22 protein-coding genes and 1 pseudogene are annotated in these 25,214 nt (G+C 40.0%); 13 read left to right on the top strand and 10 right to left on the bottom strand.

Annotated features, from left to right (window positions below; all coding sequences use genetic code 11):
• Nucleotides 1–112: 112 nt before the first annotated feature.
• A complete protein-coding gene (locus LC586_RS29275; protein WP_229488731.1) occupies nt 113–1,048 on the bottom strand; it encodes an S-adenosylmethionine:tRNA ribosyltransferase-isomerase in 936 nt (311 codons plus the stop codon).
• A gap of 36 nt (nt 1,049–1,084) precedes the next feature.
• On the opposite strand from LC586_RS29275, the pseudogene LC586_RS41395 reads away from it, so the two are divergent.
• Together LC586_RS41395 and LC586_RS29265 are read left to right on the top strand one after the other, a co-directional pair.
• A pseudogene (locus tag LC586_RS41395) lies at nt 1,085–1,255 on the top strand (helicase-related protein); the annotation flags it as partial.
• Nucleotides 1,256–1,276: 21 nt separating this feature from the next.
• Nucleotides 1,277–2,644 carry a Zn-binding domain-containing protein gene (locus tag LC586_RS29265; protein WP_229488729.1) on the top strand — a complete coding sequence of 456 codons (1,368 nt, stop codon included), beginning with the start codon at nt 1,277–1,279 and terminating at the stop codon, nt 2,642–2,644.
• Between the two features lie 330 nt (nt 2,645–2,974).
• On the opposite strand, the gene LC586_RS40875 is transcribed toward LC586_RS29265, so the two are convergent.
• Nucleotides 2,975–3,103 carry a hypothetical protein gene (locus LC586_RS40875; RefSeq protein ID WP_267921743.1) on the bottom strand — a complete coding sequence of 43 codons (129 nt, stop codon included), beginning with the start codon at nt 3,101–3,103 and terminating at the stop codon, nt 2,975–2,977.
• A gap of 355 nt (nt 3,104–3,458) precedes the next feature.
• The gene (locus LC586_RS29260) at nt 3,459–4,031 is read right to left on the bottom strand and encodes a metallophosphoesterase (protein WP_229488728.1); all 573 of its coding nucleotides are present in this window, start codon (nt 4,029–4,031) and stop codon (nt 3,459–3,461) included.
• A gap of 257 nt (nt 4,032–4,288) precedes the next feature.
• Between LC586_RS29260 and LC586_RS29255 the strand changes: the two genes are divergently transcribed.
• The gene (locus tag LC586_RS29255; RefSeq protein WP_229488727.1) at nt 4,289–6,700 is read left to right on the top strand and encodes an FAD-dependent oxidoreductase; all 2,412 of its coding nucleotides are present in this window, start codon (nt 4,289–4,291) and stop codon (nt 6,698–6,700) included.
• A gap of 388 nt (nt 6,701–7,088) precedes the next feature.
• Here the strand turns inward: LC586_RS29255 and LC586_RS29250 are convergent, their stop codons facing one another.
• The 3 genes from LC586_RS29250 to LC586_RS41235 all read right to left on the bottom strand — a co-directional run bounded on the left by LC586_RS29250 (nt 7,089) and on the right by LC586_RS41235 (nt 8,429).
• Nucleotides 7,089–7,529 carry a hypothetical protein gene (locus LC586_RS29250; RefSeq protein ID WP_229458330.1) on the bottom strand — a complete coding sequence of 147 codons (441 nt, stop codon included), beginning with the start codon at nt 7,527–7,529 and terminating at the stop codon, nt 7,089–7,091.
• A gap of 366 nt (nt 7,530–7,895) precedes the next feature.
• On the bottom strand, nt 7,896–8,183 hold the full coding sequence (locus tag LC586_RS41240; RefSeq protein WP_306423298.1) for a hypothetical protein: 288 nt from the start codon (nt 8,181–8,183) through the stop codon (nt 7,896–7,898).
• Nucleotides 8,184–8,210: 27 nt separating this feature from the next.
• On the bottom strand, nt 8,211–8,429 hold the full coding sequence (locus LC586_RS41235) for a hypothetical protein (RefSeq protein WP_306423297.1): 219 nt from the start codon (nt 8,427–8,429) through the stop codon (nt 8,211–8,213).
• A 296-nt stretch (nt 8,430–8,725) separates the two neighbouring features.
• On the opposite strand from LC586_RS41235, the gene LC586_RS29240 reads away from it, so the two are divergent.
• Nucleotides 8,726–9,400: a competence protein CoiA family protein gene (locus tag LC586_RS29240; RefSeq protein WP_229488726.1), complete on the top strand. Its 675-nt coding sequence runs from the start codon at nt 8,726–8,728 to the stop codon at nt 9,398–9,400.
• A 259-nt stretch (nt 9,401–9,659) separates the two neighbouring features.
• Nucleotides 9,660–10,463 carry an aldo/keto reductase gene (locus tag LC586_RS29235; protein ID WP_229488725.1) on the top strand — a complete coding sequence of 268 codons (804 nt, stop codon included), beginning with the start codon at nt 9,660–9,662 and terminating at the stop codon, nt 10,461–10,463.
• Between the two features lie 107 nt (nt 10,464–10,570).
• Here LC586_RS29235 and LC586_RS29230 read toward each other — a convergent pair whose 3' ends face one another.
• Together LC586_RS29230 and LC586_RS29225 are read right to left on the bottom strand one after the other, a co-directional pair.
• Entirely contained in the window at nt 10,571–11,542 is a 972-nt protein-coding gene (locus LC586_RS29230; protein ID WP_229488724.1) for a ParB/RepB/Spo0J family partition protein, read from the bottom strand.
• On the bottom strand, nt 11,539–12,306 hold the full coding sequence (locus LC586_RS29225) for a ParA family protein (protein ID WP_229488723.1): 768 nt from the start codon (nt 12,304–12,306) through the stop codon (nt 11,539–11,541). The genes LC586_RS29230 and LC586_RS29225 overlap by 4 nt, the downstream gene beginning before the upstream one ends.
• A gap of 207 nt (nt 12,307–12,513) precedes the next feature.
• Here LC586_RS29225 and LC586_RS29220 point away from each other — a divergent pair, with 207 nt between their 5' ends.
• A complete protein-coding gene (locus LC586_RS29220; RefSeq protein WP_229488722.1) occupies nt 12,514–12,729 on the top strand; it encodes a hypothetical protein in 216 nt (71 codons plus the stop codon).
• A 183-nt stretch (nt 12,730–12,912) separates the two neighbouring features.
• Here LC586_RS29220 and LC586_RS29215 read toward each other — a convergent pair whose 3' ends face one another.
• The gene (locus LC586_RS29215; RefSeq protein WP_229488720.1) at nt 12,913–14,373 is read right to left on the bottom strand and encodes an ISLre2 family transposase; all 1,461 of its coding nucleotides are present in this window, start codon (nt 14,371–14,373) and stop codon (nt 12,913–12,915) included.
• Between the two features lie 509 nt (nt 14,374–14,882).
• On the opposite strand from LC586_RS29215, the gene LC586_RS29210 reads away from it, so the two are divergent.
• From LC586_RS29210 to LC586_RS29190, 5 genes are all read left to right on the top strand, one after another.
• A complete protein-coding gene (locus LC586_RS29210) occupies nt 14,883–15,197 on the top strand; it encodes a hypothetical protein (protein ID WP_229488719.1) in 315 nt (104 codons plus the stop codon).
• Between the two features lie 382 nt (nt 15,198–15,579).
• Nucleotides 15,580–16,809: an AIPR family protein gene (locus LC586_RS29205; RefSeq protein ID WP_229488751.1), complete on the top strand. Its 1,230-nt coding sequence runs from the start codon at nt 15,580–15,582 to the stop codon at nt 16,807–16,809.
• A 250-nt stretch (nt 16,810–17,059) separates the two neighbouring features.
• Entirely contained in the window at nt 17,060–17,350 is a 291-nt protein-coding gene (locus tag LC586_RS29200; RefSeq protein WP_229488718.1) for a hypothetical protein, read from the top strand.
• Nucleotides 17,351–17,680: 330 nt separating this feature from the next.
• Nucleotides 17,681–19,000 (top strand): AAA-like domain-containing protein, encoded by a 1,320-nt coding sequence (locus LC586_RS29195; RefSeq protein WP_229488717.1) that lies wholly within the window; start codon nt 17,681–17,683, stop codon nt 18,998–19,000.
• Nucleotides 19,001–19,554: 554 nt separating this feature from the next.
• Nucleotides 19,555–21,861: a TOMM precursor leader peptide-binding protein gene (locus tag LC586_RS29190; RefSeq protein ID WP_229488716.1), complete on the top strand. Its 2,307-nt coding sequence runs from the start codon at nt 19,555–19,557 to the stop codon at nt 21,859–21,861.
• 24 nt (nt 21,862–21,885) lie between these two features.
• Here LC586_RS29190 and LC586_RS29185 read toward each other — a convergent pair whose 3' ends face one another.
• On the bottom strand, nt 21,886–22,737 hold the full coding sequence (locus LC586_RS29185; RefSeq protein WP_229488715.1) for an SAM-dependent methyltransferase: 852 nt from the start codon (nt 22,735–22,737) through the stop codon (nt 21,886–21,888).
• Between the two features lie 432 nt (nt 22,738–23,169).
• On the opposite strand from LC586_RS29185, the gene LC586_RS29180 reads away from it, so the two are divergent.
• Nucleotides 23,170–23,853, top strand: coding sequence for a hypothetical protein (locus LC586_RS29180; RefSeq protein WP_229488714.1), 684 nt, complete (start codon nt 23,170–23,172; stop codon nt 23,851–23,853).
• Between the two features lie 361 nt (nt 23,854–24,214).
• The gene (locus LC586_RS29175) at nt 24,215–25,123 is read left to right on the top strand and encodes a radical SAM protein (RefSeq protein WP_229488713.1); all 909 of its coding nucleotides are present in this window, start codon (nt 24,215–24,217) and stop codon (nt 25,121–25,123) included.
• Nucleotides 25,124–25,214 lie beyond the last annotated feature (91 nt).

Genomic DNA, 25,214 nt, shown 5'->3' with positions numbered 1-25,214 from the left:
ACAATTGTGAATTGCAAACTCCGAATTGCTTGGTGAGGGCTATTTTATCCCACATTCCGCACCGACGATTAAGTAAGCGCTAACTCTTGAAAAACTCCGGCTGCGAATCAAACTAGATAATTAAGTTTAGATCGCCAAACTCATGCCATAAATACTTCATCTTCACAGCATTCTCATAAGCATCATGAATTACTGATGCAGGTAAAAAAGCAGTCAACAGATCGAGGTGGCTGGCTTGCGGTTCATGCAGCCCAGTTAGCAATCCATCGACTGCCTTTAATTTATGAGTTGCTGTAATATGCAAGCGGGTGTAGCCGTGTCCTGCCGTGACAATTCCCCGCTCATCCACGACTGATTCTAATGCCCGCACGACTGTAGTTCCCACCGCAATAATTCGTCTACCTGCTCGACGAGTTTGGTTGATTTTAGTGGCCGCTACCTCTGATATGAGATATTCCTCCTCAGACGCAGGATGCTGGGCATCAAGGTCGTCATCCAGGTAAGACGATAATCCGGTATGCAGGACAATTTGAGTCATGTCAATACCCATTCGCTTGAGTTTAAAGAGCAATTGCCAGGTAAAGGCGCGTCCTGCCGAAGGCATTTCTGCTGAACCGGGTTCACGGGCGTAGACGGTTTGATAAGCATCTAATGCCCAAGGTGCACAGACATACTCATAGCGAATAGGTTGCCCGATGCGGTACAGCGATTGGATCAGTTCAGACCCGGATTGAGAAAAACGCAAATTCCACAGACGCTGTATGCGAGGATCGCGATCGCCCACCGTTGCAGACAGTTGGTTATTTAACTGGATCTGCATTCCTGAGCGCAATCCACAAGCAAAGGGTTCACCGTTTTGACAAATGAGCAACGCCAACCAAGAGCCATCCGACAAATGATGCGCTAACCGAATTTGTAAACATTCACCCGTTGAAGTCTCACAGCTTGCCAGCGCACACTTTGCTAATCTTATGCGGCGACTAAGATTAGCAGTTGATGCGGTTGGTGGTAATTCCCAAAGACTGCAATTTATTTGTTCTAGTGCCACGATCGGAAATCCTCAAGATAAAGAGAAACACAACGCATTGGATTAGGTTATTTAACTTCCAAGGTAGCAGTTTTCTACAGTTCCTTAACGGGCGATCGCCGTAGCGAGATTATTCAAAAACTCCAAGGTGGACAAATCAAGGTAATTATTTCAACTTCTTCCCTAGAAGCAGGAATCGATTTACCTGAACTAGACTGCTGTCTAATTCGGGGGTTTCCAGGTAGTCTGATGTCATTTTGGCAACGAGTTGGGAGAGCCGGACGCAAACAGCACGGACTAGTGATTTATCTGCCATTAGGACAAAACCCGATTGATGTATACTACGCTCGACATAACCAACAGTTACTATCAGGAGAAGTTGAATCTGCTGCATTTAACCCTGACTATCCAACCATTCTAGGTAAACATCTAGAATGTGGTTGCATTGAAAGTAGTTTAACTTTAGGAGAACTCAATACTCGTTTTGGAAAAACAGCCGATGCAGTTGCAGATTCTCTTTTACAACAAAACAAAATTTTCTTAAGTGGCAATGGTCAACTTTGGGGAAGAGGTTATCCTCATAAAGAAATTAATATCAGAAGCAGCACTCAAAGGTCAATTTCTCTAATTAATAAACATACGGGCGAAATTCTAGAAAGTATGTCGCTGCCGTTAGCCCATCGAGAAGTATTTCCTGAAGCAATATATATGGTGCAAGATGAAAGTGGGCAATTAATAGCATACCGTAGCGAAAGCCTAAATTCAGACAAAGGAGAAGCAGTACTAACATTTCTAGGAAAAGATACAGATTTATTTACTGAAGCGGAGTCGGAATTAGATATTCAACCACTTTCTACCTTGGCCGAATCTAAAATTATTCCTACTAATATTAAAGATGCACGGGTTAGTTTAACTCTTGTCTGGGGAGAAATTACGAATTCTGTTATTGGTTATAGATTGATGAAGCGTACCTACGGAATGACTTGTAAAAATCAACGTTGCGCTAATTATAAAAAACCACTTGAGGGAAAAAGCTGTTCATTGTGTAAGCAAACACTGAATGCAGCAGAAGTGACAAAACTTCAAAAAGAAATAGCATTTTCAGAGGCATACGTCACAAAATACCAAGCGCCTTGCGTACTAGTAGAGTTAAATGAGCCGTTACAGAAAGCGCTGCAAATAACTGTCAATAAATACAAACAAGAAATTATGACCAACAATGGAGGTGAGATTCCAGAACTTTATCAATCCTTGTGGAGTAGTAGTGCTGAAATGACGGCACTGCATAGTATCCAGCACCAGATAGTTAAAGCTGTACCGATGGTAGTTTTATCCTCCAGTTTGGATGTAGATGAATTGGCCATACAAAAAGAAAGCAGGAACATTGGTTACTTTTTTGACACCTGTGAAGGTGGGAATGGGGCAGCAGAAGCTATTTTCTCCGACTTAACAAAATTTGCTGCTGCATCTTACGCTTTAGCAGCCGAATGTGATTGTGAAGCTGGTTGTCCAAGATGCCTACATTCAACGGCTTGTCCACAGCATAATGAACCATTGCATAAAGATGTGGGTTTGTTTTTATTGGATGCAATTAGTTCAGCGAAGCAGAACACTTAAAACCTATGTTGAAATAAGCAGAGCAGCAAGGTTAAAAAAATAACATAGACAAATTGCTGACAACAGGTAGATGATTCACCATTGGCTAGGGTTCAGAATCTGGCTTCTACCGTGCAATAAAAAACTGCCCTAGACCAAAGCCAGAGCAGTTTTTTATAGAAATAAATTATATAGGAGACTTTTACTTTTGTCTCCAGTTTATCCATAGTAAATACCGTTATATAATACTCTTCACCTCAAGTTTCGTGTTTTACGCAAAAAACGAATAATCTTAAAGTTGTCATTACAAAGTTTAGAAGTAACCGCAAAGCAATCACAAGTAGTACCGCATCATAGAGAGTATCCGCGACTTTGAGCTTCTTCCTTGGCGGGACACAGGATATAGTTGCTGGTAATAGGGTGCTGAGAAGGCAAATCTGGGGATGGAGAAGTAGCGTAGGCGCAGCCCGTCGTAGACATCGCTCTCAAAGCGGGGCGTAAACATCACCCAAACCATTGAACCTGCTGCAAAGTTTTAACCGGATGATAATGGGCGAGTAGTAGCGTAGATAAGCATCATAAAAAACCGTAACATTATTGTAAATATTTTAACTGGTTGGCAAAAGGCGTTTCACCCAGAGCGACTGCATCATGTCAATAAAAATGGTTTATTCTCAATAGAATTGAAAGTAATCTCATTAAGGCTTGTTTTTTGACAAAGATTTAAGCGTAGGCGCATCCTCGTTAAAGTAGCAATCGCTCTAAAAGCGAAACTTGATCCATCGCCTCCTTAATCGATTCTCTCTCTTATGGACGAAAGCGTTTCTGATGTGGGCTATTGGAGTGATGAGTGGACTCTTAGGGGGAAATCTGGCGCGAAGTCGCAGAAATTACATGAAAAATGTCGTTTTAAATCGACACCTGCCCAGTATTCCCAATTACCCATAATTGCATACTTAGCTGTTTGTTTATCAAGAAGCGACAAAAAGCGATCAAATCCATCAAGCTGTTCGACTTGATCAATCGAATCTCCGGTAAATAGTACAATATTTGGGTTAAGTTTATTAACTTGTTCAGCGATATGTTGTGCGCGATTATTAAATTGCTTGAGATGGAGGTCGCTGATTTGGACAATCTTGAAACTATTCTTGTTAGAAGCGGTTTGTTGATTTAGCTGGTGACGTGTAATGACGAAACGATTCGGCTCAATGATAAAAGCATACAGAATCAGTAAACAAAAGCTAACACTGATGGTGAGTAGAATAAATAGGTATTTTCTTCTCTTTTTATTTGCCAACATTAGTTGAAATTTTCTGAAAGTATCTAAAAATAATACAGGATATAGTTGCACATCCCCTAGTATTGGGAAGAAATTTCGGTGTAGCCGCAGCCTCCAAACAGTAGACATCGCTTTTATGAAATATTGTACTAATAAGCTCATTCGTCATTGAACTAGTACTCAACGATAGCCACTTATCTGATCAATTGTTAATACTACTTATACTTAGCTTTTAGCTAAAAACTATTGATACATAATCCTTGTATTAAATGCCAAATGCTAAGAATTTATTAACGCTGCGTTAGCCCAAAAGCGCCAGAATTAATATTATGAATGTGGAAAATAAAGCATTAATTTTCTACCGCCAAAAATCGAGATAACCTTTAATGAGTAACTTATTGCCGGAGAATAATGTGAACATTTTAGTAATTGGGGCAGGAGTCAGCGGTTTAACAACCGCTATATGTCTGAGAGAGGCAGGTTTTAATGTTGTGATTGTTGCAGATCGTTTTGCCCCAAATTTAACCTCTATTGTGGCAGGTGCATTATGGGAATGGCCACCAGCAGTCTGTGGTCGTCATGGATCTCCTAGGTCGCTGGAACGCTCTAAAGACTGGTGTATGACTACCTATAATAAATTCAAAAAAATACACACAGAGTTTGGTTCAGAAAAAACAGGGATTTATTTGAGGGATGGGTATTTCTATTTCAAGGATGTTTTGGAAAATCGACCTGCTGATCTGAGCAAAATGAATGAGTTGAAGGATAAAGTTGACGGATTTGAAAGAGGTTTACATATTGTTAAAAAAACAATTGATTTGAATTTTAAAGGAGGTATAAAAGATGCTTATAAACACATGGCTCCGATGACAAACACCGATATTTATATGAATTGGTTACTTCAGTATGTAAAGGATATTGGATGTGAGATTATCCAGGAGAAAATCACTGTCAATGTAGTTCAAAACGAACAGGAACTACTTAGCCGTTTTAATGCAAGGGCAATTGTTAATTGTGCTGGGTTAGGTTCAATAGCAACTACAGGGGATAGTTCCATGTATCCCGTGAGGGGCGCACTTGTCAGGGTTAAGAATCTAGGGAAAGTTGTCAAAGATGCTCATTGCATTTCCCATGAAGAATCTTCTTTAAATGAGCAAGACATCATTTTTATAGTTCCTAGAGGGGATGATTTGGTGGTATTAGGAGGATTAACACAGCAAGACCAATGGGGTACAGACCTATCTCTTGAGGTTCCAATTATTCGACAGATGTATGATGGTTGTTTAGAGTTTCTACCGGAATTAAAAGAACTCCCGCTAGATGAGAAGGAGCCTGTTAGAACTGGTTTACGACCATTAACATCAGAAAATGTTTGTGTGGAAAGAGTTTTAAACACACACATATTTTATAATTATGGACATGGAGGATCAGGTGTAACGTTGTCATGGGGATGTTCACAAGAAATTGTCCAGTTAGTACAACAAATGCTTTGCGAGTCGGCAAATCCAGTTGCTTTGCATAGTAGTAAGATAGATAGCAATAAGCAGACTGTCTTTGTGCTACATGATATGCTTCCGAGCAAAACTGATTTTAGACATATCTGCTCAGATAATAGAAATCTAGTTTTACTCTGTAGTAGGCGAGGACTCAGTGAGGTTGTACCCTCCCAGTATCAGTACTTGGATTTTGTGCAGATTGTAGAACCTTATAATTTACAAAATCTGTTCCAAACCTATCAACAGATTAAGACTGACTATAAACTATTAGATGACAACTGCCGGATTGTTACTAACGATGAGTATTCAGTGCTGTTAACTGCACAGTTGCGTGAAGCTCTAAATCTGCCGGGTGATCGCCCAACGATGATCCAGCAGTTTACTGATAAGAGTTACCTCAAATCTGCCCTCAAAAATTCCCTTATTCGGGTGCCTAAGTATCTGATTTTTGCTCAAAACCAATACCTTAAAGAGCCAGTTTCATACTTAAAGTTTGTTCTAGAAGAACTAGGTAATCACATTTTTATCAAACCAGTTATCGGAATCGGAAGTGAAAAAACCAGAAGAATCTATACTGTTGATGATTTGAAAGCTTGGTGTGAAAGCAATGTAGATTCAGATGAAGAATTTGAGTTGAATGAATTGATTGGAGGTCAGTTATACAATACAAGTGTTGTCATGAAAAACGGTCAGCCTTGTTATTTTGCTGCTTGCAAGCAGTATCGACCGAATGATGAGTTCATTTACGGTTATCAAATCGGCAATATTATTCTTAGAGAAGAAGAACCAGAATTTCAGAAACTCTGGCAATTTTCAAGTGATGTGTTAGAAAGTTTAGAACACGATTACCCTAAGAATGGTGTACTCAATATTGATTTATTGCTACCTTCTCTTAGCGAAGAAGCAATCCTAATCGAAGTAGCTGCACGCCCCCCTGAAGCGCTCGTATCAAGAATGTTTTACAAATATCAGGGGATACGTCTAAACGAGTTACATCTCCAATTACAGATTGGTGATTCGCCTGATATCATTCTCAAGGATAGAAATGAGTGGAAATACAGTGCTTCCTCGATTCATCCAAAGCAGAATGGTGTTGTTACAGCAATTGAGAAGCCAGTTCTCGAAAGTGATGTGGAAATTTATTGGCAGATTTATTTGGGAGAGAGACTGGAAAAATCACAAAGTATGAGGGATGTTGCCATTGCTATTCTTTTGAGCCATCATGACTTCTCAACCCTTCAAAAGGATTATCAGATAGCCAATTCTACCAATTTCTACAATACTAAGAAAGATTTTTTCTAGCAGCCCGAAAGAAACTGTTTTTACAGCAGTGTTTGAGTTAAGAACCGAAAAATTGCTGCCTAAATGAGTAAATTTCAGTGCATTCTGCGCTTTTCTACCAGATTGAGGTGAACAAGGGAACAAACAACTCTTTTTTGTTTGACACTCTTCGAGAAGCGATGGAATCTGTTTTAGGCTTGGTGTCCTAAATGCATTTATGGATAGGACATTAAGTATTGTTGCATTACCACAAGATGTTTGAGCCAGCTTAATCAAACTATAAGCTGAACGCAGCCTGCAATGAGTTGTAGTCTAAATCACCTACTCTTTTGCTCTGACTTTTGAGGTTGTGATCCGTGTCTTGTTATTCAATAAAGCCTATCTGATTAGTAATCTCGTTAGTTAATTGCTAAGAGGCAACTGTTGTTTGCTTGCAGACTGAGAGGATGCGTTGGTCGTTAGCGCTAATAAGTTTGATTTGATGAAAATTGGATAAGTTAATTTTCATATTTTCAGTTTTTGCTTTATTGTAACTAAGTGATTTAGCAGAAACTGTGTTGTTATCCTGTTTTCCTGTAAAGCAACTAAACTCAGAATTAGGATAGTACAAAGCTCCCACAATATCTCCTTGTTGATGTTGCATTACTAAGTAGGCTTTCCCAATTTGATTAGGTTTAGGAGTTTCGCCGTATAAATATGTTCCATCAACAAGCGGAGCCGATTTGGTTGAGCTATTTGGCAAGCTCTGTCCAGTTGAAGAAGGAATTTCTAAACCGACTAAAGCTAGAGAAAGCAATATAAATGCCGCACTTTTCTGGAGTTTTGTGCTAACAGTTGCAGGTGGATTCATTTGTTTTTTCCTTGCGTTACTGTTGGTTGTACTTACCTTAAACTAGGGTGTTGTTTGTATAAATCTTTCTGTCGGTAGAGATTAGGGTAGCAATATCAACTTTCAAGCTCTTGCACTATTGGACAGCACGTTTACTGACAAAAAGTGGACGTGATTGCGCTCGTGATTTACAAGGGTTGCAGAGTTCTTAGAGCAACTAATTCCTTACAAGTGCTGCACTTGTTAACTGAGGTTGTATATTTGCGGGAGATTGCGCTGCAATTAATTCAACTTTGCCATTAGCGTTGTTGGTGTGCTAAAAGAGGCTACTGGGAAATAAATTTTTAAGCACCTGGTCAGGTGATGGCGAGATTTTGCGGATATTGATTAAAAAAGAATATCCAGGGAGAATCGCCACTTCAAAATTAGACTCAACTCCAATTCTTGCCGTGCGCGTCGGTCAACAGGCGTATCCCACCAAAAAGTGATGTTGACTGCTGTCTTCATTCCATAGCGATAATGTAAATCCTGATAGCTTGCTATGTAATCTTTGCAGGCGTGAATCCCTTTCCAGCGCTTGTTACTTCTGCACGTCTCACCCACATACAAAATCAGGTCAGCCGCAGAGTCAACAATAAAGTACAGACACGCATCGCCGGGGCTATCAGCTGGCATCCTCCAAAACGAGAGCGATCGCTCTCGTTACTGCAATGGATCAATCTGGTCAGGGTCACAGTACGCCGGGGCTAGATCAAATAATGCCGTCTGCTGTGGTGGCTGACTTTCCCCCACTAGCTGCTGATAGTCCAAAATCTGAGACTTCCACTTCAGCAAGGCATCAGCACTCATCACCAGCGCCTCTGTCAAAAGTGCTGGTGTGAGGGGAAAATCTGAGAATAGGTTTAGTTGATTGGGTTCCAAGGGTATTACGGGGAGCGTGCCGACTAGCTGATTATTCCCCAGAACTGAAGTGAGATAAACCTGTTAACGGGTTAGGAGGGCGATGTCCAACGCCTTCACTTTCCTTTTTTCCTCTAAGAAATTTTCGGGTATCCATTCATACAAACTACACTTGTCCTCAAGCGATGCCTACGCTTGATTCCATTGCACTTACATTCTTCAAATCAACATTACACTAATTCAGAAGATAGATACATTTTTGAAAAGTTGAAGCACACTTGTAAAAGCAACTTTAACTATTCAATAATGGTGTGGCGATGTGGCTAAAATATGGTGTAAATAAAGAAGGTATCTTGATATGTATTGAAGATATCACAAGAGGGAAAACTTCACTTAAGTGTCCTTACTGTAATGGTGGTCTAACGGCTAAAAAAGGCAAGGTAAAAGAGCATCATTTTGCTCATAATGACCAAACCTGCCGCCCCATAGCTAACCGAGAATTTCCAACTCTACCACTTTATGACAATTTCAATATTCAGCTATCAAACAAGGATTTGACACAGTTAAAACTGCTTTGGCAGGAGTACGGAGCCAAAAATTACCCGATTAGTTCCTACTTAGTTATTCCTGGTTTACTCAAAGCAGGAATGTTGAGAAAAAATGTTTACATTAAACCACTTGAGTATGAATTTAGTGATTTGGGGAAAGTTCCTGTTGGAGCGTTAGAGTTAACGCTATTCAACGATGTGCAGTCACCACTATTACTTAAAAAGCGGCTCTTGCTAGAGCTAGCTTTGAAACACGCCGAGTACAAAAACGCTCCAGATTTGGCATATCGGCTCACTGATTTAAAACTCTACCGCGCTCAACTTCAACGTATTCTATCCTCTAGCCTATATTTTTTAGAGATTGAAACGAATATTGGCACTTTGTACAAAATTCTCTACTGTCTACCTCTCATTTTCCTCAACTGGGCTAGGACTTGCAGATAGGGAGCGATCGCACCAAGCTCACTGCCTTCATGCGATCGCAACTGGGATATTTTTATTAATACCGTTTTGTTTTTGGCAATTGTCCTAGTTTTGACCGCTACGATTAACAGCTTACGCTTCCAACCAGAACATATTTAAGTGCGATGGTGTACCCGCCCTTTCCGGTGGCTCACGCCCAAAAATTAACATTCATTAATGATGTCCTCACTAGCATCGTACTGGCGTAATACACTGAAAGTAAGAAGTCGGATAGTTGACCGTGGAATTATCAACGCTACAAGGACAACCAGCAAGTATTCTCGGTTTGGCAGGGCAATCGATAGATGCTGCAACTGTTTTGTTGGCATTTGAGGCGGGAATCAATTACTTTTTCTTTTACAATTTAGAATCTGAAAACTTTTTGAGTGGCTTAAAATCTCTGTTGGTTACAAAGCGTGAGCAAGTCTTGGTGGCAACGGGGAGTGAAAATCGGGATATACAATCTTTACGCCTTTACCTCGACTCTGTGCGCTATCGCCTAGATGTCGAGCAGGTAGATGTATTTTTTATTGAATATGTCTCCCCTGCTGATGACATGACCCAGGTTCAGGTGTTGCTTGATGAACTTCGTTTGTGGAAGGACTCTGGAGTTGTGCGCTATGTGGGAGTCACCACACACAATCGAGCCATAGCTTTAGAAATGATAGAACGTCATCAGTGTGATGTGTTAATGCACCGCTATAATATGGCACATCGTCAGGCTGAACAAAACATTTTACCTGCTGCTCAAAAAGCTGGTATTCCCGTGGTGGCATTCACTTGCACGCGCTGGGGAACGTTACTCAAAGGTCATCAAAACTGGCAGTTTCAACCACCTACGGCAGCAAACTGTTATCGCTATGCGCTAAATCATCCAGGGGTGCGTCTGGCACTCACGGCCCCCAAAACTAGGCAGCAATTGGAAGAAAATCTTGCTGTTCTGCACGCGCCCCAAATTGAAGCCCAAGAAGTAGCCAAATGGCAGGAATACGGGAACTTAATTTATGGAACTGGGCAAGATGCGTTTGATACTCAGTGGGTTTGAGGACGGGTTGAAAGCGTATCCAAAGACTGCTGGTTGCGATCGCGCAGCGTCTTTGACAGGACAAGGTAATCACCATCAGGCGACTCCTTTGTGAGCATCGCAATTTTCTATTCAGTTTTCATCAATGCTTCCAACTGAGCTAACAACTTCTCTACTTTGGATTTTTTCTTCGGATCATCCCAGACTTTAGCTTTTTTGAAGCGTTGAAAAGTATCATCAACACGCTCTTTTACGGATGCCGATTCTGTTTGCTCTGATGACTCTGATTGAACAGCAGACTCAATTTCTTGAATCTTACGCTTGATTTCGCTCAGTGAGAGATTTAGGACTTTCGCATCTTCTAAGAGTTGTTTTCTGGTATCCTCATTTTGAAGTCGGGCGATCGCTCGTGCCTTAGTATATTCAAGGTTTCCAGAACGCAACACTTCCAGTACATCAGCAGGAAGGTTGAGCAGTGGTAGGCGATTTTTGACAAACGATTCCCAACTCATCCGCCCCACAGACGCAAATAATTCTTTAACTATCAGAGTTTGGGGTTGAGACATAACGTTATGTCTCAATTCAGAATTTTCTTGTTTATAGCGATCGCAAACGTTTCTCATGCGGTTGAGATGACTGCTAACCTCCTCTTGGGTTATCTGCATCTGGATTGCTAATAATTCAAGAATGCCTTCGGTTTCTTCTAAGGGGTTGAGGTCTTCGCGTTGCAGGTTTTCGACAAGTCGCACCTGATATGTGGTGATGTCATCTATATCACGGACGACTACAGGCACTTCGGTTAGCCCTGCCATTTGAGATGCTCTAAGGCGACGTTCACCAGCTACTAGTTCATAATCACCACTAGGCAAAGTCCGGATAAGCAAAGGTTCAAGGATGCCCAATTTTTGAATTGAGCGTGATAGTTCCTCAAGCTTTTGAGGGTCGAAGTAGCGCCGGGGCTGAGATGGGGGCAGCTTAATTAAGTTGATGGCAACAGTGTTTGGTGAATTAGCAGTACTTTGGGTTTGGTTAAAGCTTTCGCCTAGTAGGGCAGCTACACCTTTTAATTGACTGCTATAGGGTTGTTCTTTTTTGCTCACTGTAGTTTTTCTAAACTGAGGGCGATTTTTTTTAGTACAGCGACGGCAGGGTGTTTGGGATTATATAGTGCTAAGGGTATGCGTGCCTCACTTGCATCAGCAAAGGCAATAGATTTAGGAATGGGTTCGTAAACTGTCGCCAGGGGTGAAAGTTGTTCTGTAATAGCTTTCATAGTTCTACTTTCTTGGGCAGTACGTGCATCATACATTGTGGGGATGAAGCCAGCAATTGTAAGTGTTTTATTAGCTCCTTTGCGGAGTGTGGCTACAGTTCTTAATAGTAAGTCAGTTCCTTGAAAGGATTTGAACTGGCACTGAATGGGTACTAAGACATGGGTTGCTGCAACTAAGCTAATAACGCTGAGGATGCCTAAAGATGGAGGACAATCTATCAAAATAAAATCATACTTGTCTAAGATGGGGGCAAGTGCATTTTTTAGGCGCATTTCTCGCATCAAGGCGGCAACCAGTTCAAGTTCAGCAGCGCTTAAGTTGATATTGGCTGGCACTAAACTCATGCTGTGAATAGGTTCATGGTGAATTGGTAACGGTTCTTCACCCACCACTGCTTCATAGACAGTTTTGGCGGTAATGTCCGGTTCTAGCCCCATAAATGTCGTCAGTGACGCTTGGGGGTCAAGGTCTATCAGAAGAACGCGATTTTTCTTTTTTTGAGCGAGGTGATAGCCCAAGTTCATTGTTAAACTTGTCTTTCCTACTCCCCCTGATTGATTAAATAGCGCAATAATACGGGTTTTGCTCACGAGAGATAAATTACAGTTGTAATTAAAAATGCCTCTAATACAGCCAGATTGTAGCTCTGGAGTAAAGGTAATACAACTGGGAACAGTACATTTGTCACAAATTAAGGTTGTAAGGGCTGTAAGGTAGTTGTCAAGCTTCTTGGTCAGAAGACACGACAAAAGGCGATGCCTACGGCGGTAAACTACGCACCCTGGATCTCCTTTCCTATGAGTGAAAAATTGTTAATTGAGTGCAGCCGCTATCCCACTCCACAGCAAAAAACCCCGGCGTTAAGTACCGAGGTTCGAGGGAAATCTTTTCTGTCAATGGCGGATACCGATGGCGCAGGAATGTATGAGATAGGCGATCGCAGTAGGAAACGGGAGCAATGCGATTTTGTTAGACGACTCAAAAAAAGTGCGATCGCTAAAAATCAAATCTAAGTGGTAAGTGATTTTATTTACAGAAAGTATATTATTTTACACAAGGATTTATCTTTTTGAGATATTTCAAAAAGACTACTAGCAAGTCATTTGACAATTATTTCCAACTACAATCAGTATTTTATACTTAGTATTAATTACAGCAATTAATACCTGAAAATGAGAAGTAAAGTATAAAACTTATCAAACAGTTTGAGGTTTAATAAAGGAGTTAAAGATAGAGCCACAAAAAATATCCCAACTTCCAGCTATCCATTGACAACGCAGATGCAACATAATTTCTGCATTTTTTTGCAACCAAAATTTACTGTTACCCTTGATTCTTAAATTGACAACTTGGCGGATTAAACTCTCAATTGCACCACTACCAATAGGTAATTTTTTCTGTATTGCTTTATCGTAATTTAAACGTCCTTTACGATAAGCATCTAAAAGATAATTTCGCTTGCCTACCATAATTTTACACCGTTCTCCAGTAGCTAGAGCAATCAACTCATCCATCTGGCTGATTAAAGATTTAGCATTACCTTTTTTTAAACTCTTTCTGGCTTTTATAAACCATTGTTTAGACTGTAATTCTTCATTAAAAGCTGCGTCTGCAAATACTTTTAAATTTTCAGTAACATGATAAAAATCGAAGAGTTGATAAGTTTCAGGTGGGCATCCTAATCGTGTCAAAAGTGGGGGAATATGTATCCAGATCCACTCCGCGCCGTCCCCAATTAATAAGACTTGCTTTGCCTGACTAATTCCTAAATCAACTAAATGCACTTCTAAAATCTGTAAAAGCGCCTTGTATCCATCATAAGTACCATCATTAGTAATAGGAATTTCCGAGTTCTTCACTTTTTTACCTTGCCCGTCAACAACATAAATTGTTAACAACTTTGGCTCAATCCATTGACCAATAAATCCATGTCGCTTTGTTTTGGAATTTTTTCTTCCCTTTTTATTAATTCGGACTCTACTCCGACCGCCATCTACAGCGATGACAACTCGCTGGTCTTTGAGAAGATTACCTTCAGGTAAATTTCCCAGTTGCCGATTTAATATTTTAGATTGACGTAAATTGATGCCAATTTGACCAAATTTATATGTTAGTCTTTCTATTCCTTTGAAACTAATATTAATTCCCCAATCAATTAGGATTGTACACGCAGCTTCAAAGGAACCAGCAATTGCACCATATTGGGCAATAGTTGACCAGGCTAATGGTGTTAAGCCTTCTGACATCCCTAACCATTTTAAAAATGGACAGAAACCTTTACTTGAGGATTTAATCTTCTCATTTTTGTCGGGAATTGTTACTACATATGGTAGAATTAGAGTAACCAAAACATTCCCAACTGTTAATATTTGTCTTTTTCTTAAACCATGCCTTTGCGTTTCTGGATACCACCAGCCTTGAGTTTTATTCATTGCTGTATCAAGAGCTGATTGAGATTGAGAAAGATTATATAAAAACAAGGCAATGCATTGACCTGCTAAGATAAGTGCTGCATCTCTAATTTTTTCTTCTCTTTCTTTAAGAACTCGTCCATCCCATTCCTTAACATTAGTAAATTCTAAAAGTTTCGTAACATTATCTTTAAAATCTTCCAGTGATTTGGTTAAATCTAAAGTTGCATAGATATTTTTTTCCATGAAGGTAGACATTCCCCGTCTCAAAACTATTATTAACAGGGAATTCTACCTTTTTTCGTGCAGAACGAAAAAATTCTTGCTTACATTTGCCTGAAATTTACATAAGAATGATAAAGATTTAATCAATATAGCACTCCACACGCCTGTTCCAGACGCTATTCATAAATCTTCCTTATTTTTTAGTATTAATACTAATTGACATGTGTTTAATATGTTATTGTACTGAGAAATCAGATTAGCGATCGCACTTTTTTTGGGTCGTCTAACAAAATCGCATTGCTCCCGGGGAAAATCAATTTAAACTCCTAAGAACAATATCGCTTAATAGGGCAGAAGGTACGCCAGCAGAATATGTGGCAGATTTAAACAGGATTGGCTACGGAACCTGACTTTTCACGGGAAGTCTTCAAGCCTCGAAAAAACGTGACTTTTTCTACAGCCTAATTGTCAATAGCTTTAAGTTAATGAAAATAGCTAACGGAAAAATCAGGGTTTGGAAAACCCTCAAAATGGCCTTTTCCACATGCCGTGAAAAGTCAGCTGGGGAGACAAGGGAGAATAGCCCAATTCCTAATTATCGGTTGGCTGAGTTAGAACTGGAAGTGGAGTTAAGAAATAGCGATGTCGTCTACGACGCCCTACACCTACGCGCCTTACAAAACTTTTTAGAAGTTGCAATAGTCGGTGCTTTTTCTGCCTTAAATATGGTGGAAACTCCAGATAAATTGTTAAGCTATTGCGATCGCTTCTGGTATCTGACTCAACAGAATTGCTCCGTGGCTAAAGTCACGCACTGGCAATTAGTAATACAATCAGGAAAGTGAGTTTGCCCTGAAACGAGTATGACCAATGCCAGCCCCCAAACCGAATCTGATTCGCCGTCCAAGCAGATACTACAACTGTATTGAATGGCACTTTTGAAAGCTCTAAGCTATATGGGATAAGCGCTACAGATTTTGTATTTCTTGCGCTGTGCCACTGGTTATACATCTTTTTTCAAAGGTGGGCTTCAAACCCACCCCTCAAGGATTTTTTCAATCCCCACACCCCACACCCCACACCCTCCTCGTCGTATACCCTCTTTACTGTGAAACCTCGCTCCCGACAGACAGGGTGTTGGGTGTAGTGCCATTCGGCGCAAGATGTTGTTATCTTTGGTGGAAGTTGAGGGTTAAGATGAAATCTGACCTCGGCTCCCGAATAACTATGCCCAAGACTTGGAATATTAAGATAGATAACTATTTTCAAGCCAACCCAAACTGCATCATTGCCACAGCCCATGTAGACAGCTTCCCGATAGACCTCCCCCTAGAACCGAACATCCGGGAACCGAACCGCAAAAGCGCGACCTACAGACAAATCTTCGACTCCCTGACGACCGAACCCGTAAAATTCTTCTCTCGTCATAGTGGAATAACCCTGTGTGCAAACAAAGTTAAACTGAACAAAACCTTACTGGAACTGGAGATAAAAGAAGCTAGCGAGGGCGGTAGCGATGGGATTATCAACGGTGGCCATACAGTTTTAGCATTTGAGCAAGCGAAAAATTATAAATACGATCTAACCCTTGCCAGAGTAAAAGTTACGATTCACATCGGACTAACTGAAGAATCAGCTCTAGATATAGCCCTAGCTTCAAATACCACAACCCCAGTGGATTCTCGCTCTAAAGTCAACGCCAGAGGTGATTACAAATTCATTAAGCAGTATTTAGCTGACTTAGAACAGAAAGAAGATAGAAAATTCCGCATCGCCTATTACCAAAACCAAAGCGGCGCTCCCAGAAACGCTCAGTGCAATGTCACCCATTTGCTGAAGCTGCTTTACTGCCTCGATAGAAATAAATACAATCCCGACAGCAATAAACGAGCCAAGCACCCAGCAGGTATGAGTATTCCAAGTAACATCACAGACGCAGAAAGGGAAAGATTAACCGCTTTACTGCCTCTGCTATCTCAAAGTCTGTGGATAGAGCAAAGACTCTACGAAATTATCCAAGAACATATCAGCAGCCCCAGAAGAAAGGGTTCCAACGATTTAGCTTCAATAGATATACGTAAAACTACCTTGTTGCCTGACAGTAAGTACTCCTTTGGATTTGGTGCGCCAACCGACTTGGCACTACCGATAATTGCGTCCTATCGGGTATTTCTAGACAAGGACTATAAATGGATTCTGCCGTTTAACGAATTCGCCGAAGATTTCCTACAACACTTGTGGGCTAACTATTTCCGCAAATACTTGGTATCGGAGAAAACAGCAGGAAATACAGTCGGCACAAAAATCAGTCGCAACCAAGAGATTTGGGAAAGTTTGTATATCTCAGCGCAAAGTTATCTTAATCAGCACTTGATGCAAATGGTTAAATCCGGCAAGTCAGAAGAAGCTCCGGTAACACAAGGTACAAAAGGGCGTTTGCAAGCAGGCAAGAAATAATAGTACAAGTTTTCTATGCGTGAGATTCGTTTTGGATGGGTGATGGCTTTTAACAGTGAACAGTAAACAGTTATCAGTAAAGTTGTAAAGTTCTTGGGTTTTAACTGATAACTGCTTTAGGTGATAGCCCAAGAAAGTGAAATCGAAAAGGTGCTATCGCTCACAGATTATTTTCCATTTTCATATAGAATAACAACTGCTCATTCAAGGACTATTTTGTGAATTCAACAGTAGCGAGAGACGAAAAATAATGGCTGAACTCAAACTCCGGTCAAAAGATCCAGATTCCCTCAGACGCATTATTCAAAGTGCTTTGTCAGAAAGATTACAGAGTGTGGCAGCAGGAATCAAAAGAACAGAAGAACGGATTCAGGAATTTGAAACCAAATATAAATTATCAACTGAGGAATTTATCAGTCAGTTTAATAATGATGAATTATCTCATAGTTTTGACTTTGATGAGTGGATTGGAGAAGCTCGAATGTTGGCACATTTACAACAAACAAAAGAGTCAATAGAGGAGATTGATTTTGTTGATTGAAGATTATTTTGTAAGGATTCAGGTCTAATATTGCAGCACTAAAGAAGGGCGATATAGATAATCGCCGATAAAATAAGGGTTAAACTTCTAAAAATGCTTGTATTACCCATGTAATACGTCTTAACCCGGTTTTCTGCACGAATGCTACTCATACTCCTTAGACTGCATTGCCAAAAAATACTTAAGGATAATATTTACTTACCTTTGCTTGGAACCTGATACATCTATCAAATCCCACCACATACTGACTTATCGCCTGAGAATTACTGACTTGTGACTGACTTTTATTGTGTTACTGGTACAATCCATACAGTCGTCATAAGATGCCCCATGCCCAGATCACTTAGAGTTCAACAGAATTGTCTTGACAAAGCCAAACTTGCACTTATACGTAACGGCTTTCCCAGCCAACGCTCTTTAGCTGAAGATGCAGGATTCGCTCTAGCTACAGTCAGCAACTTCCTGACTGGTAAGCCTGTTGACTATGTGACTTTTGAAGAACTCTGTCGGAAACTAGCACTTGACTGGAGAGAAATTGCAAATCTGGATTTTGAGGTTTTATCCCAGACTATAGATAAAAATACTAAAATTTCTGAGTTGAGTGATGCAAACCAGGATACCTCGCCCCGCTATCCCAATGGCTCAGTTCCTCTGGGTTCCCCTTTTTACCTAGAACGTGTTCCTATTGAAGAGCAGGTTAATCAAGAAATTAGGAAACCAGGAGCCTTAGTGCGGATTAAAGCGCCCAGAGAGATGGGCAAAACTTCGCTGCTAATGAGAATTCTTGACTCTGCTAAACGCCAGGGCTACCGCACTGTTAGCTTGAACCTGGAGCAGGTTGACCAGGTTATCTTGAGCGATTTAAATCAATTTTTGCGCTGGCTGTGTGCCAACATTGCCCGTCAGCTTCAGTTAGAAGCGAAGCTAGATGAATATTGGGATGAGGATCTAGGGAGCAAAATTAGCTGCACTTCCTACGTCGAAGAGTATCTACTAAAATCAATTGCGACTCCCCTCGTTTTGGCGTTAGATGAGGTGAATCAAATTTTTGAACATCCTCAAGTGGCAAAGGATTTTTTACCCCTGTTGCGATCATGGTACGAAGAAGCCAAAACATTACCCATCTGGCAAAAGCTCCGCCTGATTGTGGTTCACTCGACGGAAATTTACGTTCCCCTCCAACTTAACCAATCTCCTTTCAATGTGGGGTTGCCGATTCAGTTAAACGCTTTTAGTAAGGAGGAGGTGCAGCAGTTAGCTCAACGCTACAAACTTGACTGGTCAGATGGTGATGAAGCTAGGCAACTGATGGATCTGCTAGGGGGACATCCCTCACTGATACACACCGCCATCTATCATCTTAGTCAAAGGGAGATAACTCTGGCGCAACTGCTGGAAACTGCCCCGACTGCCACCGGAATTTATTCTCATCACCTGCAACGCCATTTGGTAATACTGCAAGAACTGCCGGAATTAGCCAGATCCCTTAATTCTGTCATGTGTAACACTGAGCCAGTAGAATTAGAGGCAATCCTGGCTTACAAGTTAAGCAGTATGGGGCTGATTAAACAGTCAGGGAATAAAGCAATACCAAGCTGTGAGTTATATCGGCAGTCTTACGTGACAACCTTAGTGGATACTATTGGCTAATGTAATACATTTTTGTCTGATTAAGTATTGTGTACGATTAAACCTTCAATCTGTGGTTGCGTCTTTGAATTGTAATACTTTTGTCTGCCGCCAGAAAATATTATTCAAGAGCTTGAACACCTCATTTTCACTAACTTAACCCGAACAAGAGGCTTCGGAAGTTATTGAAAAAAAACACTCAAAAATGAACTATTTTCTTCTCTATAAAATTTACGCATAGGCGTAGCCCAATGTAGGAATTACATACAACGATTTTTTGAGCAACTTACATATTATGAGTAGATAATATCTATTTCCTCCTATAACTTTATTGAGAAGCTCTTTTGTATGCAGCTTCATATTAAATTGGTATAAGTATGATTAGCCATCGCTATTTGAAAAAATTTTTTGGTTTACTGTTACTAGGATGTCAAATATAGGAATCCGGTTTGATTCTTGAAATTGTTTGCGTACACAGATAAGAGGTAAAAAGCACGACCTAAAAGGATTACAGAAAATTAAGGTGTAATGAGTTTTTTTTAGTCAAATAGGAGTCACATAAATGAATAAGAACTATGTTAGATAAACCACATTTCAACCCCTGTTATACTATTGCAACGATAGAACCCGAACAAGTATTTTTGTTATCAGAGAGGGAGACAATTTGGCTAAGTGATCGGATTTCTTGTAGTTTAGCTGCTTTAATCGATAGTGATCTCAGTATTGATGAAATTATTGACACCATTCAAAAGTCGCTACTGCAAGATCCAAAATATTTTGAGGAAGCTGCTACCTTTTTCCAAGAAGTTCTCAATGTAAGTATTAAAGCCCAATATGCTTTATTCCAAATGCAACAAAATGGTTATCTTGTCAAACAAGATAACTCTTTGCCATCGCATTTAAAGATTTTTTGTCATCATCTCAATATCACTCCCACCGCAGCCCATCAACGATTGCGCTCAACTAAAGTAGCAGTAAAAGCATTAGGTTCGGTTGCTGCTGGGGACTTCATTGCTATGCTTGAGTCTCTACAAATTCAAGTAACAGACGTTGGTGACTTGACAGTAGTTTTAACTGATGACTATCTCTCTCCTGAGTTAGATGAGTTCAATCAACAAGCCCTAAAGTCCCAATATCCCTGGATGTTAGTTAAACCATTGGGAACAATAGTTTGGCTCGGCCCTTTACTAGATCCTAAAAAAACTGGGTGTTGGGAATGTTTAGCCAAGCGCTTGCGAGATAATAGACCAATTGAAGGGTTTATTCAGAGACAAAAGCACATTTATCCTTCTTTAACACCTCCTTTAGGATTTTTGACATCTACTGTACAAACTGCATTAGGAATGGCAGCCACAGAGGTCTTTAAATGGATTGTGCAAGGGGAAAATAAAGAATTAGAAAGTAATCTAATCACTTACGATACGATCGCACTGCAAACTCAAAATCATAGCTTGGTTAAGCGTCCTCAATGTTCTAGCTGTGGAGAGATGGTAAATGGGTTAACTAACAACCCCCTACCGGTTGTTTTAGAACACCGCCAGAAAACCTTTACGGTCGATGGAGGACACCGTATTTGTTCGCCACAAGAAACTCTGAGAAAATATCAACATCATATTAGCCCCATTACTGGGATCGTGCGAGAACTGAATAAAATTCCTGGGAATGGATTAACTCATAACTACATTGCCAAACATCATTTTCACAGTATTTTTGACGATTTCAACGGCTTGCGCCAAAATTTAGGGGGAAGAAGTGCAGGGAAAGGTAGGACTGACTCTCAAGCTAGAGCTAGCGGTTTCTGCGAAGCGATCGAGCGATATTCTGGGGTGTTTCAAGGGTATGAAATTAGAGAAAAAGGCAGTTACCAACAAATGGGGGATAAAGCGATTCACCCCAATGCTTGCATGAACTTTAGTGAAAAGCAATACCGCAATAGAGAGCAGTGGAATAGTTCATATCAAGGCTGGTTTCAAAAGGTTCCAGAACCATTTGATGAGGAAAGAGAAATTGACTGGACTCCTGTTTGGTCTTTAACCCACGAGGAATTTAAGTATTTACCAACGGCTTACTGCTATTATGGCTATCAACCATCCTATAAACCGGACTGTTGGGCTGATTCCAATGGGTGTGCGGCAGGTAATACTATCGAAGAAGCTATTGTGCAAGGGTTTATGGAATTAGTAGAACGAGATAGTGTCGCTTTATGGTGGTACAGTAGATATCAAAAACCTCTAGTAGATTTAGAAAGTTTTGACGAGCCTTATTTTCAAAACCTGAAGCAATATTATCAAACTATTAATCGTGAACTTTGGGTTTTAGATATTACCAGCGATCTCAATATTCCTGTCTTTGCTGCTATTAGTCGCAGAAGCGATCGCGAAGTAGAAGATATTGTTTTGGGTTATGGCGCTCATTTCGATGCCAAGATTGCTATTAGTCGAGCCTTAACGGAAGTTAACCAAATTTTACCCAATGTTTTATTAACCCAAGCCGATGGCAATACCCAATATCCTCCATCAGCCGATCCCTTGGCTATAGACTGGTGGACAACTGCGACTTTGAAAAATCAATCTTATCTAGTTCCTGATGATCGAGTTGCTGCTAAAGTCGCTGTGAATTATCCTCAAATCGCCAGTGACAATCTTTTAGAAGATATTAAGCTCTGTCAACAAACCGTCGAGAAAAACGGTATGGAAATGCTGGTTTTAGATCAGACTCGTCCTGATATTGAACTGAGGGTAGCTAAGGTAATTGTGCCGGGGATGAGGCACTGGTGGAGTCGGTTAGGTGGAGGGAGATTATATAATGTTCCGGTCAAAATGGGTTGGTTGAAAGAAACCTTAACAGAAGATGAACTTAATCCTTTCCCGATGTGGATGTAAAAATTAAACTAAACTTATCCCACATCAGAAATTCATACGTCTGGCAGAAACGAGATAGTGATTAAAAACACTTGAGGTTGTACTCGATACAGGGAAAGTCCAACGACCGTAGTTTGCTTCTGCCTCTCCCAGAACTACAATCTTTGGTTGCCTTGGCTGCCATCCATATTGCAAAATGAATTGCTCAGGATTGGAGACACCAAAAAGCCAAGGACATCCCAGTTTTCTGAGCTTAGAGAGAAATGGTTGTGCATAGGGAGAGTTTAGAAGCTCTGCTTCAACAAAGTCCATTCCAAGCCAGCTACCTGGACAGGCAAGACTTTGTAGTGTCTCAAGCACAGTCGCTACAGTAGCAGGTTTTAGGTAAAACATCAGTCCCTCGAACAGAAATGCTGCGGGTTTATGTCGGTCAAAGCCAACGTCGGTAAGAGCAGTTGCCCAATTCTGTTCCAAGTCTGTTACTACGACCTTTCGTATACACTTTGCTCTAGCATTTAAATTTAGAAGGATAGGCTCCTTGTATTGAAATATTTCTTGACGATCTACTTCAAATAGTTGAACGCCATCCATCCAGGGCAAGCGGAAAGCACGGGCATCCATTCCAGATGCTACTAGAACAACCTGCTTGAGGGATAATTCATGGACAGCCATCAGTAAAGCATCATCAAAAAAACGAGTCCGAATAGAAATACCAGGATGTGGATCATTAGCTGACAATCCAGGGGAAAATGACCTCAAATCTGAGAACAGTGCAAACCCCGTGTCACCGGCAAAAGACCGAGCGTATGTATCTACAAATAACCGTTGTCGATACTCAGTTTCATAGGCTCGTGCTGCTGCAACATATAGAGATGTAAGTCCCACAGAACTCAACATAAATAATTGACAAAATTAGTTCATCATGGTAATTTTATTTCAATAAAAGGCAATTTACTATTTATTGCTCATTATTTTAACTATTAGTTAGACAGAAAATAAATGTTTTACTCTCTCTAAATAATAGTTAAAAGCCTGATTCTTTCATAATTGCCTGGTCATTTATTAACACTCTCCTAAGAAATTGCAAGGTTTCCTTACATTCATAAAGGAAGATAGCCTTAAACAGCTTTTAAGAAACATTTCTGTTTCTTTATATCGATTTTGAATGCGATCGCTTTTCTTGAACGCTCTTTTCATACTGGGGTGTCAAATTTGAAAATACAGCCAATTAAAGAGCATTACTGGTTATAGTTTCACCGTGAGATGAATGATTTGAAGATTTTTCATCACATCAACATCTAGTAAATTTATGAAAATAGGAGATTAAAAATGGAAGAGAAAGATTCAATAAGTATATGTGATAATTTTTTTGAGCGTTTTCTATTACAAGGTAAGATAATTTCTCAGATCATTACATTTTGGTGGACATATAGTGATGATGATGATATTTTAACCAGAACAACAGAAGATGAAACAACAGAAGATGAGCAAAAGAAAATAAGAGCAGCAAAGATTCTAGGGCAATGTTTCTTTCCAGGTTTTGATACAATAACCTCTGCAATATCTAAACCGAAATTACTTTATCTATTTTCAGCCGATCCCAAAGAATATATTTCTCAGGGTTATCCTGATTCATATGGCAATACTGACAAAGACAATCAGGGACGACATGTTGAGACGCTTATTACAATCTTTGGTGAAGAGCGTATTCAAAACGGAAAATATCTTTCTCCTATATTTACTTCTACTGAACTAGGATTAGACGAAGAGAACAAGAACTTTCCGTATTACGAATTTAAAATTGATAATAGCGGTACAAAATTTGGCCGACTTACTGATCCTGAAATAGTTATAGGGGGTGGCAATTCACTTTTGAAATATATATATACTATTCCAATTCCTCCACGCCATCTAAGTCCAAGCAATCCAAGACATAAGGATAAATATGAAGAATGGATCAAAGATGAAGAGAAGATGTATCCTCCTAGTCCCCATATACCCTTTACCACTTAATGAAGGCATTAAAATCCAATAATCCTAAGCTGGAAAAATTATTGTTCTTCATTACTTGTTATGCTAAAAACGTCTATAAATTAGCTCACATTCCTTACTGAGCAATAAATACAACTTTTAATCTTGACGTTTGAGCTTTTGGGATAAAATTTAGGATGTAGCTACCTGAAAGCATGATTTTAAAGGGAAATCCCTAATTTTAGTTTGAAGTTTAGCATAACACCTACGGAAGAGCTAAAATTATTTTCAGCGTTATTAAGTTAAATATTGATTGACCCACAGCTAGGAACTGCTTGTGGGTTTTTATATAGATATTGCCACTGAAAAATGTAGAGATAGATGATATCAATAGGTAAAAATTATGATTATTAAAGATCCCCAAAAAATGTTACCAAGTCAAATTAAAGTCGAAGGGGAAATGAGGGACATGATACTAGAAATTCCTCCCCATAATATTCCCTTACATACCAAAAGTATAGAAAAACTTTTTGCCGCCATCAAATCTGGGGAGCAAGCGGTAGCTTTTAGACCTTTCATCCCAATTGCATCAGACTTAGGTTTATGCCCACTCTATCCTACGTTAGCCTATTTGTATCCTCAAAAGTTAAATCATAATCCAGATATCAAGAAGCAGTTATTACAGAAATATGGCAAGATAGCGCAGAATACTCTTGATGCTTTAAATCAATTTACCCTGATTTCCCAAATTGATATTGAGGAGCAGCTACATTATTTTGGTGATTTCTATGGAATAGCGGCAAAGCCATCCTATATCAGAGTTGTCGTGAGCAATACCTGTAATCTCAAATGCGTCATGTGTCCTTATCACAGCACTTCGCTGAAATTAACTCATACAACAGACTTCTTTAAGAGCAACAAAACAATGTCTTGGGAAATGATGGAGCGTCTCGCCAAAGATTGTGGAGAAGCAAAAATCATGATTATTCTTGGGAACGTCGAAGAACCAATGCTACACCCCAACCTTGTCAAATTTGTCGAACTTTGTCGGCAGCGAGGGGTTCCTGGGGTTCATCTGACTACCAATGGTCAACTCCTCGATGAGAGTCGAGCTAGGTTGTTATTGAAAGCAGGCTTAACCAGTATTGATATTAGCATTGATGCCGCAGATCCAGATACCTATCTCAAAATTCGGGGTGCTGACCTCAAGCGAGTTGAAACAAATGTCTTCAATTTTTTGAAGCTGCGGGATGAGTTAGCTATTCCCTGTTATGTACAATACCTTTGCCAAAATAAGAGCATGAAGAGGTAGGGCGCTTTGTAGTAGAGTTATTGTCTCTCACAACGACAACTCAAAAACTACAAGCCACCCATGCCAGACATCTTATCACTCTTACAATGCT

The sequence above is a fragment of the Nostoc favosum CHAB5714 genome (genome assembly GCF_020829495.1).
Taxonomy (GTDB): domain Bacteria; phylum Cyanobacteriota; class Cyanobacteriia; order Cyanobacteriales; family Nostocaceae; genus Nostoc; species Nostoc favosum.
This window is presented reverse-complemented; position numbering and strand designations above follow the sequence as displayed.